We start from the raw sequence: 14,378 nt of genomic DNA, 5'->3' as shown, positions 1-14,378 counted from the left end.
CCTTCCGCTATTTCATGATGCTGAGCAGCGCCTTCGCCGTTTCCGTGGATGAGGCAGGGTTCTGGCCGGTGATGAGGCGTCCATCGATGATGGAAAAACTCACCCAGTTGTCTTTCTTCTCGAACAGTCCGCCAAGGCGCTTCAATTCGTCTTCGACGAGGAAAGGCACGACATGGGTCAATTGAACCTCTTCCTCTTCCGTATTGGTAAAGCCGGTCACGCGCTTGCCCTTGACGATGGGTTCGCCCTTGTAGGTCACATGGCGCAGCACGCCCGGCGCGTGGCACACCGTCGCCACCGGCTTGCCGCTGTCGTAGAACGACTCGATCAGCTTGATCGACACCGGATCTTCCGCGAGGTCCCACATGGGCCCGTGGCCGCCGGGGTAGAACACGGTGTCGAAATTCTCCGAGGAGACCGAGTCGAGGCGCCCGGTATGGGCCAGCATTTTCAGGGCGGCCGCGTCCGCCTTGAAGCGCGTCTGTGCAGGCGTCTGATTGTTGGGATCGTCGCTCTTGGGATCGATCGGTGGTTGCCCGCCCTTCGGGGACACCACGGTCACGTCGATGCCCTGGTCGGTAAACACGTAATAAGGCGAGGCAAACTCTTCCAGCCAGAAACCGGTCTTGCGCCCGGTGTTGCCGAGCGTGTCGTGGGAAGTGAGGACCATGAGGATCTTCATGCGCTTTTCGTGCCTGCCATCATGGGAATAGCCATGCTTCGAATCACGGCGAACCTGCCGGGCACGGGGTTCATGCCCCGATGTCCAACGAGCGTGCACCCGCGGGCAAGCCAGCGTCTATCCAGCTTTGGTATCGGTTTTTCTTGCATCGAAAGGGCGATGGCAAGCGCGGACAAAGCGCGCGATACGCCCGGTCTCACTCGCAAGTGGCGGCAGCAAGAAGCATGCGGGAAAAAGTGGAGCACGTTCTTTCGGACGCGATGATCATCATTGATGCAATGACGATGACGATGAGGCGGCGGCGAATCGCCTCCGCAGCGCATGATCCCAAACCCCGCAGCTTAGCTTGCACCGGGTAATCGCCACGTCAACGTCTGCACAGCCGCGTTCCGCACGACACGCAGCAACGACGTTCACCCTATCCGCACCTTCACAGCGGCATCATGTACTTCCGTAGATGTACTGAAAGTCGTATGGCAAAGTCGATATTCCATGCGTCGCATGGAATATCGATGATGACAAGACCACGCATGCATTCATGGGGAAAGCGTGCGGTTACGGCGAACGGCAACAAACCGCCTCGCCGACTCGGCCGTATCGCCATCGCCTGCGCACGGGCCTGCGCTGTCGCAGCAACACCCAAGCACCATGGACGGACCTCTGAAGATCAGCGCATAACTTCGAGGAAGACCGCCGTGGAAACCGAGTTGACCCGGATCTTCGATGCACTGCCCGTCATCGCATGGATAGCGTTGCCCGATGGCCACGCGGATTTCATCAACCGATGCTGGTGCGATCTCGCCGGACGCGGCACGGAAGAGATATCGGGCCAGGGATGGATGGCACTGGTTCATCCGGACGATCTTCCCGCGATGCTGGCAAGCTGGCATGCCATGGTCGCTTCCGGCAAACCGGGCGAGTTGCGCGTGCGAATGCGCCACGGCGACGGCAACCATCACTGGCACCTGTTTCGGGTCGGCCCACTGAAGAATGCCTCCGGACATGTCACCCGATGGTATGGGATGGATACGGGTACCGGTGGACGACAGCAGCCGGCAGAATCCTCGCCCGCAAGCGAACTCGATGCACTCCTCACGATCGACGCCATGCCGCTTCCCGTCGCGATCACGGCACCGTCGGGCGAAGTCAGGCGCGTCAACCGGCATGCGTTGCACTATTTCGGAAGGAGCTTCGAGCAACTGAAGCGCTCGAAGGCGTCGGAGGTCGTTCACCCCGAAGACCTGCCGTACATCATCTCGGCGCAATCGAAAGCCTACGAAACCGGCTCGACATATAACGTCCAGAGCCGTCACCGTCGATCCGATGGCGTGTATCGCTGGTTCAACGTGGTGGGCATGCCGCTACGCGATGCGCAAGGACACATTTCCTGCTGGATGCACCTGCTGATCGACATCGACGATCAACGGCGTCCCGAAGAAGCGCTGCGCACGACCGAACGCAAGCTCCGGTCGATCATCCATACCATTCCCGCCCTGGTGTGGTCGGCACGCATCGACGGCTCGGTGGAGTTCTTCAACCAGCATTACCTCGACTACGTGGGACTCTCCGCGGAACAGGTTGCCGACTGGGGATGGAAGGCGGCCGTACACCCCGACGACCTCGATGGCCTCGCCGACTCGTGGCAACTCATCATGGCATCGCAGGCGCCCGGGGAAACCGAGGCCCGGTTGCGCCGCTTCGACGGCGAGTACCGATGGTTCCTGTTTCGCGTGAATCCGTTGCGGAACGAAGCCGGCCACATCATCAAGTGGTACGGCATCAGCATCGACATCGACGACCGCAAGCGCACGGAGGAGCAACTCCGGCGCAGCGAGGCGTTTCTCGCCGAAGGCCAGCGCATCAGCATGACGGGCAGCTTTTCCTGGTGCCTGGACGACAATGAGGTCATGCTTTCCGATGAGCTCTATCGCATCTTCGGGTTCGACCATGACACCACCGTCACGCTCGACCGGATCGCCGGCCGCATCCATCCCGACGACGCCACCCTGCACGCCGACAAGAAGAGTGATGCGCGCGAAGTCGGCTCCGACCATGACTATGAAATTCGCCTGCGCATGCCGGACGGGTCGGTCAAGCACGTGCACGTGGTTTCGCATTGTGCGCAAGGGCGCGATGGCCAGCGCGAGTACATCGGCGCCATCCAGGACGTCACCCAGCGCCGCGCGTCGGAGGAAACACTGGGCGCACTCCGTTCCGAATTGGCGCGCATGGCGAAGATCAACAGCCTCGGCGCCCTGACCGCGTCGATTGCGCATGAAGTGAATCAACCGCTGTCGGGCGTGATCACCAACGCCAGTACCTGCCTGCGCATGCTCGCCGCAGATCCGCCGAATATCGAAGGCGCCATCGAAACGGCAAGGCGCGCCATTCGCGATGGCCATCGCGCATCGGATGTCATCACCCGGGTGCGCGCGCTCTTCAGCAGGAAATCCTCGAACACGGAACGAGTGAACTTGAACGACGCAACGAAGGAGGTGATCGCACTGTCACAGAGCACGCTCAAAGCCAGCCGGGTCACGTTGAAGACGGACTTTTGCCAGGACATTCCGCCCGTCACTGGCGACCGCGTCCAGCTCCAGCAAGTCATCCTGAATCTGTTGCTCAATGCCTCGGAGGCCATGAATGGCGTGGATGACCGGCCTCGCGAAATTCTCGTCCGGACCGAAGTGGATGAGGACGCCCGGGTAAGACTCACCGTGCAGGATTCCGGCGTGGGCTTTGAATCGGAAGGCCTGGGCAAGATGTTCGAGACGTTCTACACGACCAAGAGCAGCGGCATGGGCATCGGGCTGTCCATCAGCCAGTCCATCATCGAGCGGCACCAGGGAACACTGCGGGCGCAGGCAAACAACGGGCCGGGAGCGACGTTCTGGTTTGCCATTCCACGCGCCGGCAGCGACATGCGAACGACCACCAGCGACAGCGATGCGACGGCACCCTTGCTGCGCGCAGCACGTGTCGCGGGAAGTTTGTGATTGCGATGCGTCCGCTCGTCACCGTGGTCGACGACGATGAATCGATTCGCGAATCGCTGCCCGATCTGCTCATGGCATTTGGCTTTTCGGCCAGGGCCTTTTCGTCCGCGGAGGAGTTCCTCACCTCCGATTGCTTCGGCACGGCCGGCTGCCTGATTCTCGACATGGCCATGCCAGGGATGTCGGGGCTCGAACTCCAGCGTGAATTGGACTTGCGCGAACGGCACATCCCCATCGTCTTCATCACGGGGAGCAGGAATGAATCCGTTCGCGACCTCGCCATCGAGCGGGGAGCCGTCGATTGTTTGTTCAAGCCATTCAGCGAGTCGGTGTTGTTGGCCGCATTGAACGCGGCGTTTCATTGAATCGAGCGGCCGGGGCGCTCTCGTTTTCGGAGACAGTCATGCGTTTGTTGAATGAATCTGACCGTGAATCCATTCCCCCCTCCCTTTCGCTTGCCGCGCCAACGGTGTTCGTTGTCGACGACGACTTTTCGGTGCGCGAAGCGCTCGACGCGCTGATCCGCTTTTCGGGCTGGCAACCGGAAACGTTCGCGTCCGCGCGGGCCTTCCTGGCACGACCTCGGGTGTTTGCGCCGAGTTGCCTGATCCTTGATGTGTCGCTGCCCGATCTCAGCGGCCTGGATCTGCAGAAGCTCATCGCCGTCGACCGCATCGACATGCCCATCATCTTCATCACCGGCTATGGCGATGTGCCCATGACGGTGCAGGCCATGAAGGCGGGCGCCGTCGAATTCCTCACCAAGCCGTTCGACGACGAGGTGCTGTTGCAGGCCATACGCAACGCCATCGAGCGCAGCCGCTGCGCGCTCGAGCAAGAGGCGCAGATGCGCGTGCTCGAGGATCGCTATGAATCGTTGAGCCGACGCGAGCGCGAGGTCATGGCGCTGGTGGTCGCCGGCCTGTTGAACAAACAGGTGGCAGGCGAACTCGGTATCAGCGAGATCACCGTGAAGGCCCATCGAGGACAGGTGATGCGCAAGATGAAGGCCACGTCGCTGGCCGACCTGGTGCACATGGCGGCTCGATTCGATCAGTTGCCTGGCGTCAAGAGTCTTGGCCCGGCGGGCACCTCGGCGGCCTGATTCGGAGGGGCCTTGCGGGTCAACCTCAAGGCCACTGCAAGGCACGTTTCGCGCTGCCGCCTGCCCACGTGAACGCGTGGCGCGTTCGCCGGGTTCGGGGTCGGCAGAAAGGCGACGCCGCGCGGGAGGCGCAGCGCCACCTCTTTCTGACTTACGGCGCCTTCGGGCCCTTCATCTGCTCGACGATGGCGAGCGACTTGCTCACGTGCTCGTTCGGATGCAGGTGGTCGGTCTCCGAGGAAAGCACGGAGGCGATCTTGCCGTCGCGGCCGATCACGAAGGTGGTGCGCTCGATGAAGCCGTGATCGATGGTGACGCCGCGCACGTCCACAGCCTTGGGATCGGCGGCGGTGACCTTCAGGCCGTACGACGCAGCGATCGTGCCGTCAGGATCGGATGCCACGGCGAACTTGCCGGCGCAATAGTTCGGGTCGGACGAAAACGTGTTGAGGCGCTGGATGCTGTCTTCGGACACGCCGATGATGGTGGCGCCGGCGGCCGCGAACTTCTCCTTCTCAACCGCAAAGGTGTGCGCTTCGATATCGCAGCCGCCCGTATAGGCGGAGGGGAAGAAGTACACCACCACCGGGCCCGACTTCAGGGCGTCGGCCAGGGAGAACGAAATGGTCTTGCCCGCCTGGCTGGCCTTGGCGGTGAACACGGGTGCGGCTTCGCCCTGGCTGGTGGCTGCAAACGCCGGAACGGCAGCGGTGAAGGCAGTAATCGCCAATGCGCGCAAAAGGAAGTTGTTCATTGCAGTGGTAGCCCTTGTTGGAGGTGTTTCAGATGGATGCTTACCGAACGAGCCAATGCGTAGGTGCGCCGTCGACGACCGAAGGTTGCCCGCATTCGTGGCGGCATGGCGGTGGCCGGCGAAGAATAAATGACTTTAGATATATTATTTATTATGTTGAATAATATGTATTTTATTTTGTAGATTGGCCGCCAGCAGCGCCCGCAAGCCGCTCCTTGGCCGAACCGACGGCTATTCAATCATTCGCTGATCCACATCCACGGTTACCTCGACTTCGTCACGCCTCACAGATCAACCCGGCGACCGGGTCGCGCGCTATGCGACAGGGAGGGATCGATGCCGCGGCGATACCAGTTGCACCGCGATCACCACGAGGATGTTCAAGGCCAACGCCGCCAGGCCCGTGTACACACCGACATGGCTCTGGCCAATCGTCCAATTGTGTACGGGCTTGAGACCATCCATCCACGCCACCCACGTGCCGGCGACCAGGCCTGCGGCCCAACCGGCAAACAAGGCACGCCCACTCAACCACGACACGAACAAGCCGAACACCACGGCCGGCAGCGTCTGCAATATCCACATGCCGCCCAGCAACTGCAGGTCGAGCGCGAATTGCGTGGGCAGCAGCAGGATCACCAGCAGCGCCCCGATCTTCACGATGAGCGATGCCATCTTGGCGATCTTCGCCTCGCCCTGGGGCGTGATGTCGGTCGACACATAGGCTTTCCAGAAATTGCGCGTGAACACGTTGGCTGCGCCAATGCTCATCACCGCCGCAGGCACCAACGCACCAATGCCAACAGCGGCGAAGGCAAACCCCGCAAACCAGCTCGGGAACAGCGCCTTGAACAGTGCCGGCACCACTTCATTGTTGTTGTTCAACTTCAGGTGCGCCGCATGTCCCATGTAGCCAAGCAGGGCCAACAGGCCGAGCAGCAGCGTATAGGCAGGCAGCAGGATCGCGTTCTTGCGAATAGTGTTGCCGCTCTTGCTGGCAAACACGCCGGTGAGCGTGTGCGGATACATGAACGCCGCCAGCGCCGAGCCCAGCGCCAGCGTGGCATACGGCACCAGCTGGTTGTCGGCGAGCAGGATGCTTCCCGCGCCCTTCGCCTTGAAGTCGGCGTCGGCGGCCTGGAACACGGCCCCGTATCCGCCCAGCCTGGCAGGAATGAGACCCACGGCGACGATCACCACGATGTAGATCATGATGTCCTTCACGAAGGCGATCAGCGCGGGCGCGCGAATGCCCGACGAATACGTGTAGAACGCCAGCACCAGGAACGCGATGATCAGCGGCATCTCGCCCTTGAGCCCCATGGCGCCAAAGACGGCCGCCATGCCCACGAGTTGCAGCGCGATATAAGGCATCGTGGCCACTACCGCCGTCAGCGCCACGGCCAGCTCCAGAGGACGGCTGCCGTATTGCCCGTAGACCACGTCCGCGGCCGTGACATAGCCATGCTTCTTGGCGCAGTTCCAAAGCACCGGCATCACCATGAACACGAACGGGTAAACGATGATGGTGTACGGCAACGCAAAGAAGCCGTAGGCACCCACCGCATACACCAGCGCCGGCACGGCGATCACCGTATAGGCCGTATAGAAGTCACCGCCCACGAGAAACCAGGTGATCCACGTGCCGAACCGCCGGCCACCCAGCCCCCATTCGTCTATGCTTGACTTCACGTCCGCCTGCTTCCAGCGCGCCGCCAGGAACCCCATCACCGTCACCAGCAGGAAGAAGAACGCGAACACGCCTATGGCGACATAGTCCAGGTCAGTCTTCATGGTGGGTCATCCGGTAGACAAACCAGATCAGCAACACCGTGATGGGAACCCACAGCAGCTGGTACCAATAGAAGAACGGAAATCCGAACAGCGCCGGATCACCCTTGTTGTACGACGGCACGTACAGCAGGCACACGAAGGGAAGCAGAAGCAGCAGGCGTGTTCCCGTGGCTCCAGTTCGACGTTCCATGAAACATCTCCCGGGCAAGGCACATCCATCAGGCTGGCCGCGCGACGCGCCATCCATACGTCGCGGTATCGCAGGCGCTGGCAGGCCAGTGATCGTTCCGATCGATCAGGCAGGCACCATCTACACCATCGCCCTCAGCCTATACCTGCCGACCGAAAGCGATGATGAAAGTCGTGGCGCGAACCATTGCGACGAGGCCGGACGTTACGAAGGAAGCTCCAATGCAACGGCCGTGGCCTCACCGCCGCCGATGCAGAGCGATGCCACGCCGCGCTGCACGTTCGCGCGGCGCATGGCATGAACCAGGGTCACCAGCAGACGCGCGCCGGTCGCGCCGATGGGATGGCCCAGCGCGCAGGCGCCGCCGTGGACGTTGATCTTTTCGCGCGCAATGCCCAGCTCCTTGGCCGCGATCATCGGCACGACGGCGAACGCTTCGTTGATCTCGAACAGACCCACGCTATCCGTCGACCATGCAAGCTTCGTCAGCAGCTTGCGGATCGCCGGCACAGGCGCGGTCGTGTACCACGCGGGTTCCTGCGAATGCGTGGCGTGGCCTTTGACGACGGCCAACACGGGCCAACCGTTTTTCTCGGCCACCGAACGGCGCGCCAGCACCAGCGCGGCCGCGCCATCGGCATTGGCCGAGGCGCTTGCAGCCGTGATGGTGCCGTGCTCGCGGAAGGCTGGCTTCAGCGAAGGAATCTTTTCCACGGATACGCGCTGCGGGTGTTCGTCATCTTTCAGCGTGACGGTACCCGAACGATCGCGCAGTTCGATGGGCACGATTTCATCCGCAAATGCCTGCTCGCGCGCAGCCGATTGCGCGCGCTGCAGGGTCTCCATGGCCCATGCATCCTGGGCGGCGCGATCGAACCCGTAGCGTTCGGCAGCCATCTCGCCGAAGTCGCCCATGGGCCGGCCTTGTTCGTAGGCATCCTCCAACCCATCGAGCATCATGTGGTCGAAGATGCGGTCGTGGCCCACGCGGTAGCCACCCCTCGCCTTGGCGAGCAGATAGGGCGCATTCGTCATCGACTCCATGCCGCCGGCAACCACCACGTCGGCCGAACCATCGCCCAGCAAGGCATGCCCCAGCATCACTGCCTTCATGCCCGAGCCGCAGACTTTGTTGATGGTGGTCGCGCCCACGCTGGACGGTATATCCGCGCCCAGGGCGGCCTGCCGTGCGGGCGCCTGGCCCTGGCCCGCGGGCAGCACGCAGCCCATCAACACTTCATCGATGGCGTCGGGGGACACGCCTGCCCGCGCCATCGCCGCACGTATGGCAATGCTTCCCAAGGCATGACCGGAGAACGGTGACAGCGCGCCCTGGAACCGCCCCTGCGGCGTGCGTGCAGCGGCGACGATAACGACGGGATCGTAAGTGGACATGATGGAATCCGGCACGAGCTGCGAAGGAGCCATAAATTTATATTATCTACATCATATAAAAGTTAAACCGCATGAAAGAAGGGCTTAATCGTCGGCATGCCGACTGACTTTCCCCAGAGCTTCCGCAAAACGGAAACGCCTGCAGCTCCCGCGATTCCGGACGACCACCGCACGCCTGCAGCCATCAACCACACACGCGCGCGTTATCCTGATCGCCCCTCCACCGAGTGGCCCGACATGACACGCCAGCGCCAGCTTCCCGTCATTCCCGCCAGCTTCTTCGGCATCGTTCTTGGCCTCGCCGGATTGGGCAATGCCTGGCGAGCCGCACACCGTGTCTGGTCCTTGCCTGCCGTGGTCGGCGAGTCGCTGTTGCTGCTCGCCACGCTGGTGTGGATCACGCTGGTGGCCTTCTATGTGGCCAAATGGATCTATGCCAGTCATCACGCACGGAGCGAACTTTCCCATCCGGTGCAATGCTGTTTCGTGGGACTGATCGGCGTGTCGGGCATGTTGATTGCGGGCGCGATCCTTCCCTACTCACGCGGCGTCGCGCTTATTCTGTTCGTCGTCTGCGTGATCTATACCGTGCTCTTCGCTGCATGGCGTACCGGCACCTTGTGGCAAGGCGGCCGCGAAGCCGCGCACACCACGGCCGTGCTTTACCTGCCGACCGTGGCCGGCTCGTTCGTGACCGCCGCCGTCGCTTCCGCGCTGGGTTATGCGGATTGGGGGCAACTGGCGTTTGGTGCCGGCCTGTTTTCATGGCTGGCGATCGAGTCGGTGCTGATCCATCGGCTCTATACCGCCGAGGCCCTGCCCCTGCCTATTCGCCCCACGCTCGGCATTCAACTGGCACCGCCCACTGTGGGCGCCATCGCGTACCTGGGCATCAGCAGCGGGCCGCCCGATCTGTTCGTCCATGCACTGCTTGGCTATGGCCTGTTGCAGGCCCTGATCCTGATTCGCCTGTTGCCCTGGATACGGGCGCAGCCTTTTTCCGCGGGCTATTGGGGTTTCACGTTCGGCCTCAGTGCGCTGGCGAGCGCCCCTTTGCGACTGATCGAACGCGGGGAGACCGGCCCCATCGCTTTGCTTGCACCTTATCTTTTCATCGGCGCGAACGTGATCATCCTGGCCATGTCACTGGCGACCTTGAACCTGTGGGCCCGAGGAAAATTGCTGCCGCCCGTGCCTGCGCCCGCAGCAAGCTGAGCTTGCGCGTGGCTCCGCCGAAGCCCAGGCCCGGCGGAGCCACACCATCGATCAGGCGAGATCGAACCGGTCGAGGTTCATCACCTTCACCCATGCCGCCACGAAGTCCTTGAGGAATTTCTCCTTGCCGTCTTCGCTGGCGTAGACCTCCGACAGCGCGCGCAACTGCGCGTGCGCACCGAAGATCAGGTCGACGCGCGTACCCGTCCATTTCACCTTGCCCGTCTTGCTGTCGCGCCCCTCGAACACGTCACCCGAGGTCGACTTCCACTCCACGCCCATGTCCAGCAGGTTGCGGAAGAAGTCGTTGGTAAGGGTTTCCGGCTTGTCGGTAAAGACGCCATGCGCGTCCTTGCCCGCGTGCACATTGAGCACGCGCAAGCCGCCCACCAGCACGGTCATTTCCGGCGCGGTCAGGGTCAGCAACTGCGCCTTGTCCACCAACAGGTGCTCGGCGTTGATGGTGAACTTGCCCTTGAGGTAATTGCGGAAACCGTCGGCGAGCGGTTCGAGCATGCTCATCGACTCCACGTCGGTCTGTTCCTGCGAAGCGTCCATGCGGCCCGGCGAGAACGGCACCGTGATGCTGTGCCCGGCATTCTTCGCCGCCTGCTCGATGCCCGCACCGCCGGCCAGCACGATGAGGTCGGCCAGCGAAATCTTCTTGCCGCCGGACTGCGACTTGTTGAAATCGGCCTGGACGCCTTCGAGCACTTTCAACGCCTTCGCCAGTTCGGCCGGCTGATTGACGGCCCAATCCTTCTGTGGCGTGAGGCGAATGCGCGCGCCGTTGGCGCCACCGCGCTTGTCGCCACCGCGGAAGGTAGAGGCAGAAGCCCACGCCGTGGTCACGAGCTGCGAGACGGACAATCCCGACGAAAGGATTTTCTGCTTCAGCGCAGGCAGGTCTTTCTCATCAACCAGTGGATGATCGACCGCGGGAATCGGATCCTGCCAAAGCAGTTCTTCCTTCGGCACTTCCGGCCCGAGATAGCGCGCACGCGGACCCATGTCGCGATGGGTCAGCTTGAACCAGGCACGCGCAAACGCATCGGCAAACTGGTCGGGATTCTCCATGAAGCGCCGCGAGATTTTCTCGTAGGCCGGATCCATGCGCAGCGACAGGTCGGTGGTAAGCATCGATGGACCGATGCGCTTGTCCTTGTCGTGTGCATGCGGCACCGTGCCCGCACCTGCGCCACCCTTGGGTTGCCACTGATTGGCGCCGGCCGGACTCTTGGTCAGCTCCCACTCGAAACCGAACAGGTTCCAGAAGAAGTTCTGACTCCACTTGGTGGGCGTGCTGGTCCAGGTCACCTCCAGGCCGCTGGTAATCGTGTCCGCGCCCTTGCCGGTGCCAAAGCTGTTGCGCCAGCCCAAGCCCAGATTTTCGATGTCCGCACCCTCGGGCTCGGGGCCAACGTTGTCTGCCGGACCGGCACCGTGCGTTTTTCCGAAGGTGTGGCCGCCCGCGATCAGCGCGACGGTCTCTTCGTCATTCATCGCCATGCGACCGAAGGTGTCGCGGATATCGTGCGCGGCGGCAACGGGATCGGGATTGCCGTCCGGGCCTTCCGGGTTCACGTAGATCAAACCCATCTGCACGGCACCCAGCGGATTTTCCAGGTTGCGTCCGCCATCGGTGCGACTGGTCTCGCTGCCGTGCAATTCGGCCTCGGCCACGAGCACGCCTTCCTTCTCATGACCGGGCGCGCCCTTGCCGTAGCGGATGTCGCCGCCCAGCCAGGTCTTCTCGTTGCCCCAGTAGACGTCCTGATCCGGCTCCCACGTGTCTTCGCGACCGCCGGCAAAACCGAAGGTCTTGAAGCCCATGGTTTCGAGCGCGACGTTGCCGGTAAGTATCATCAGGTCGGCCCAGGAGATCTTCTGGCCGTATTTCTGCTTGATCGGCCACAGCAGGCGGCGCGCCTTGTCCAGGCTCACGTTGTCCGGCCAACTGTTGAGCGGCGCGAAGCGTTGCTGGCCGCGTCCGCCACCGCCGCGTCCATCGCCAATGCGGTAGGTGCCGGCGCTATGCCACGCCATGCGGATGAACAATGGACCGTAATGGCCAAAATCGGCGGGCCACCAGTCCTGCGAATCCGTCATCAGTGCCGCCAGATCTTTCTTCAACGCTGCCAGGTCGAGGCTCTTGAATGCTTCGGCGTAGTTGAATCCCTTGTCCAGCGGATTGGACTTGCTGGAGTGCTGGGCGAGCAGGTCCAGCCGCAGCTGCTTGGGCCACCAGTCGCGGTTCGTGGTACCGCTGCCGGCGGCGTGGTTGAACGGGCACTTTGCTTCGGTTGTCATGCGCTCTCTCCTTGGAAGGACGAACCCACTACTCGTTCTGCAATAGCGTCAGGTGTCCATGCCACACTCGAGAGGTAACCGCTGTCGGTCACCGAGGCGCATGATCCTGATCCGATGGAGGTGTCGTGACGCGAGCCGGCGGGTTTTGGCGCGCGTCGACATGCCCCGCAATCGTCGAGGTTACGCCGATCGTGGCGAAAGTTCCGTATTCGATGCGGCATTCCGCATCGCTTCGCGATTGATATTTCCTAACGTCGCCATAGGCGTTTTCTATCAGCGCCATGCCGCCGCCACACATCGCCGGCATGGTCTTGCGTGTCGGAAGAGAGAGCATCGGATGCCTGTCGAACCTTCGCACAAGGCGCCGATCAGGTAATGGGATGGCGCCACGCCCATCCTCATGTCGCTGGTGGTGCTGCTCATGATTGCGGCGGATATATGGAAACACGGCCTGCATGCGCCGCATCATCCCGACGACACGGCCGATCACATCGCGCAGCTGCTGATGTTCGGGCAGATCATTATGTTCCGGTTCGCAGCACCCGGGCGTTATCCGGCGCGGCGCACTCTGCCCACGCTCGCCTTGCAGCTTGCGCCATGGGTGACCACGTTTGTGCTGACTGTCGCCCTGACCTGGATGGCGCACGCGGCCACACGCAGGCACCAGGTGAAGCATCGCGATGCGACGACGAGCAGGAGGCTTTGCACCATCCCGGCCGCCGCATCGCGAGCCGTCGTGCTTAGGCTTTCTTCTTGCCGGCCGTCTTTCTGACGGTGCGCTTCACGGCCTTCTTCGCCACTTTCTTGGCAGCCTTGGCACGCTTGGCGGGTGCAGCCGGCTTGGCCGAACCGTCGATCAGCAGATCCTGTTCCGACACGCCGCGACGCTTGAGCGCCTTCACGAACCAGGTCGGCTGACGGCCGCGTCCCGACCAGGTCACGGACGGATCGGAAGGATCACGATACTTCGGCGCTACCGAACCGGTCTTGCCCTTCACCACCTTCTTGCCGCGGACAGGATAAAGGTCCTGCAGGCTCAAGCCGCTCTGGCGGAGCAAGGCCTCGATCTTTTCCTTGACGGCCTGCACTTGCGCGGTGCGCGCCTCATGCATGTGAGCGCTCGCATTGGCGATAAGCGCTTCGAGTTCTTTAGGGGAAAGGTTCTTCAGATCAATAGCCATCGCTTTACCTATGTGGTGGAATCGGGCCCAGTCTAGGGCATTAAAGGCGCCAAGCCATCCTTATCGCTCTTTAAAAGTCCAATTCGCTGATGATGGACGGGCTTTGACCCGGCAAACGATACGATTGGCGACAGATAAAAGAAGGGTTCGGCTTTTCGGGACGCGACACACCCACGCGCATGCAAGGGAAACCTCATGAAGATCGAAACGCTGGCCATCGTGCTTTTCGCGGCATGGCTTCTATCCGAAATGTTGCTTCTTCGCACTACCAACGACCGCAGCGGCGCCAACGTGGATCGCCGATCCATGCTGATCCTGGCTTCCAGCAATCTGTTTATTCCGTGTGTGTGCATGGCTCTTTACCTATTCGGCATCGGCGCCAATGCATTTGGGCCTGCGATCAAAATGATCGGCATTGCGGTCATGCTGTTCGGTTTTGGCATCCGCTGGGCCGGCATGTGGACCTTGCGGAAATTCTTTTCGGCGAACGTTGCCGTGCAAGCCGATCATCGGCTGATCGTCCAGGGCCCTTACCGGTTCGTTCGCCATCCAGGCTATTTCGGCGGATGGCTGTCTTTCGTGGGCCTCGGGCTCGCGCTCGGCGATTGGCTTGCGCTGCTCATACTCGCCTTCCTCACGGTACCCGCGTTCCTTTTTCGCATCCGCGTCGAGGAAGGCATGTTGCGCCATGCCTTCCCCGATTATTCGGCGTACGCCGTGAAGGTGAAGCGGTTCGTGCCGTTCGTCTGGTAGCTC

The 14,378-nt window shown here is 62.0% G+C and carries 14 protein-coding genes; 6 read left to right on the top strand and 8 right to left on the bottom strand.

What is annotated here, in order from left to right:
* Nucleotides 1-7: 7 nt before the first annotated feature.
* Nucleotides 8-682 carry a type 1 glutamine amidotransferase domain-containing protein gene (locus ABIC75_RS01060; protein WP_354012009.1) on the bottom strand — a complete coding sequence of 225 codons (675 nt, stop codon included), beginning with the start codon at nt 680-682 and terminating at the stop codon, nt 8-10.
* 695 nt (nt 683-1,377) lie between these two features.
* Between ABIC75_RS01060 and ABIC75_RS01055 the strand changes: the two genes are divergently transcribed.
* The 3 genes from ABIC75_RS01055 to ABIC75_RS01045 are packed head-to-tail and all read left to right on the top strand — an operon-like array spanning nt 1,378 to nt 4,783.
* Nucleotides 1,378-3,678: a PAS domain-containing protein gene (locus tag ABIC75_RS01055; RefSeq protein WP_354012008.1), complete on the top strand. Its 2,301-nt coding sequence runs from the start codon at nt 1,378-1,380 to the stop codon at nt 3,676-3,678.
* 5 nt (nt 3,679-3,683) lie between these two features.
* Nucleotides 3,684-4,043 (top strand): response regulator transcription factor, encoded by a 360-nt coding sequence (locus ABIC75_RS01050; RefSeq protein WP_354012007.1) that lies wholly within the window; start codon nt 3,684-3,686, stop codon nt 4,041-4,043.
* A 38-nt stretch (nt 4,044-4,081) separates the two neighbouring features.
* Nucleotides 4,082-4,783, top strand: a complete 702-nt coding sequence (locus ABIC75_RS01045; RefSeq protein ID WP_354012006.1) for a response regulator transcription factor — start codon at nt 4,082-4,084, stop codon at nt 4,781-4,783.
* Between the two features lie 151 nt (nt 4,784-4,934).
* Here the strand turns inward: ABIC75_RS01045 and ABIC75_RS01040 are convergent, their stop codons facing one another.
* The 4 genes from ABIC75_RS01040 to ABIC75_RS01025 all read right to left on the bottom strand — a co-directional run bounded on the left by ABIC75_RS01040 (nt 4,935) and on the right by ABIC75_RS01025 (nt 8,916).
* Nucleotides 4,935-5,537, bottom strand: coding sequence for a peroxiredoxin (locus tag ABIC75_RS01040; protein ID WP_354012005.1), 603 nt, complete (start codon nt 5,535-5,537; stop codon nt 4,935-4,937).
* Nucleotides 5,538-5,852: 315 nt separating this feature from the next.
* Nucleotides 5,853-7,331 (bottom strand): monocarboxylate uptake permease MctP, encoded by a 1,479-nt coding sequence (mctP, locus tag ABIC75_RS01035; protein ID WP_354012004.1) that lies wholly within the window; start codon nt 7,329-7,331, stop codon nt 5,853-5,855.
* Entirely contained in the window at nt 7,321-7,521 is a 201-nt protein-coding gene (locus ABIC75_RS01030; RefSeq protein WP_354012003.1) for a DUF3311 domain-containing protein, read from the bottom strand. The genes mctP and ABIC75_RS01030 overlap by 11 nt, the downstream gene beginning before the upstream one ends.
* Nucleotides 7,522-7,725: 204 nt before the next feature.
* Nucleotides 7,726-8,916: an acetyl-CoA C-acyltransferase gene (locus ABIC75_RS01025; protein WP_354012002.1), complete on the bottom strand. Its 1,191-nt coding sequence runs from the start codon at nt 8,914-8,916 to the stop codon at nt 7,726-7,728.
* A gap of 237 nt (nt 8,917-9,153) precedes the next feature.
* Between ABIC75_RS01025 and tehA the strand changes: the two genes are divergently transcribed.
* Nucleotides 9,154-10,131 (top strand): dicarboxylate transporter/tellurite-resistance protein TehA, encoded by a 978-nt coding sequence (gene tehA / locus ABIC75_RS01020; RefSeq protein WP_354012001.1) that lies wholly within the window; start codon nt 9,154-9,156, stop codon nt 10,129-10,131.
* A 51-nt stretch (nt 10,132-10,182) separates the two neighbouring features.
* On the opposite strand, the gene katG is transcribed toward tehA, so the two are convergent.
* Together katG and ABIC75_RS01010 are read right to left on the bottom strand one after the other, a co-directional pair.
* Complete coding sequence (gene katG, locus ABIC75_RS01015; RefSeq protein ID WP_354012000.1) at nt 10,183-12,441, bottom strand: catalase/peroxidase HPI; 2,259 nt, start codon at nt 12,439-12,441, stop codon at nt 10,183-10,185.
* Nucleotides 12,442-12,529: 88 nt separating this feature from the next.
* Entirely contained in the window at nt 12,530-12,775 is a 246-nt protein-coding gene (locus tag ABIC75_RS01010; RefSeq protein ID WP_354011999.1) for a hypothetical protein, read from the bottom strand.
* Nucleotides 12,776-12,841: 66 nt separating this feature from the next.
* Between ABIC75_RS01010 and ABIC75_RS01005 the strand changes: the two genes are divergently transcribed.
* Complete coding sequence (locus tag ABIC75_RS01005) at nt 12,842-13,213, top strand: hypothetical protein (protein WP_354011998.1); 372 nt, start codon at nt 12,842-12,844, stop codon at nt 13,211-13,213.
* Here the strand turns inward: ABIC75_RS01005 and ABIC75_RS01000 are convergent.
* Nucleotides 13,182-13,622 (bottom strand): H-NS histone family protein, encoded by a 441-nt coding sequence (locus ABIC75_RS01000; RefSeq protein WP_354011997.1) that lies wholly within the window; start codon nt 13,620-13,622, stop codon nt 13,182-13,184. The genes ABIC75_RS01005 and ABIC75_RS01000 overlap by 32 nt on opposite strands.
* 195 nt (nt 13,623-13,817) lie before the next feature.
* Here ABIC75_RS01000 and ABIC75_RS00995 point away from each other — a divergent pair, with 195 nt between their 5' ends.
* Nucleotides 13,818-14,375 carry a methyltransferase family protein gene (locus tag ABIC75_RS00995; protein ID WP_354011996.1) on the top strand — a complete coding sequence of 186 codons (558 nt, stop codon included), beginning with the start codon at nt 13,818-13,820 and terminating at the stop codon, nt 14,373-14,375.
* Nucleotides 14,376-14,378: the final 3 nt, after the last annotated feature.

Origin of the sequence: Dyella japonica (genome assembly GCF_040545895.1) — a bacterium.
Taxonomy (GTDB): Bacteria; Pseudomonadota; Gammaproteobacteria; order Xanthomonadales; family Rhodanobacteraceae; genus Dyella; species Dyella japonica_D.
This window is presented reverse-complemented; position numbering and strand designations above follow the sequence as displayed.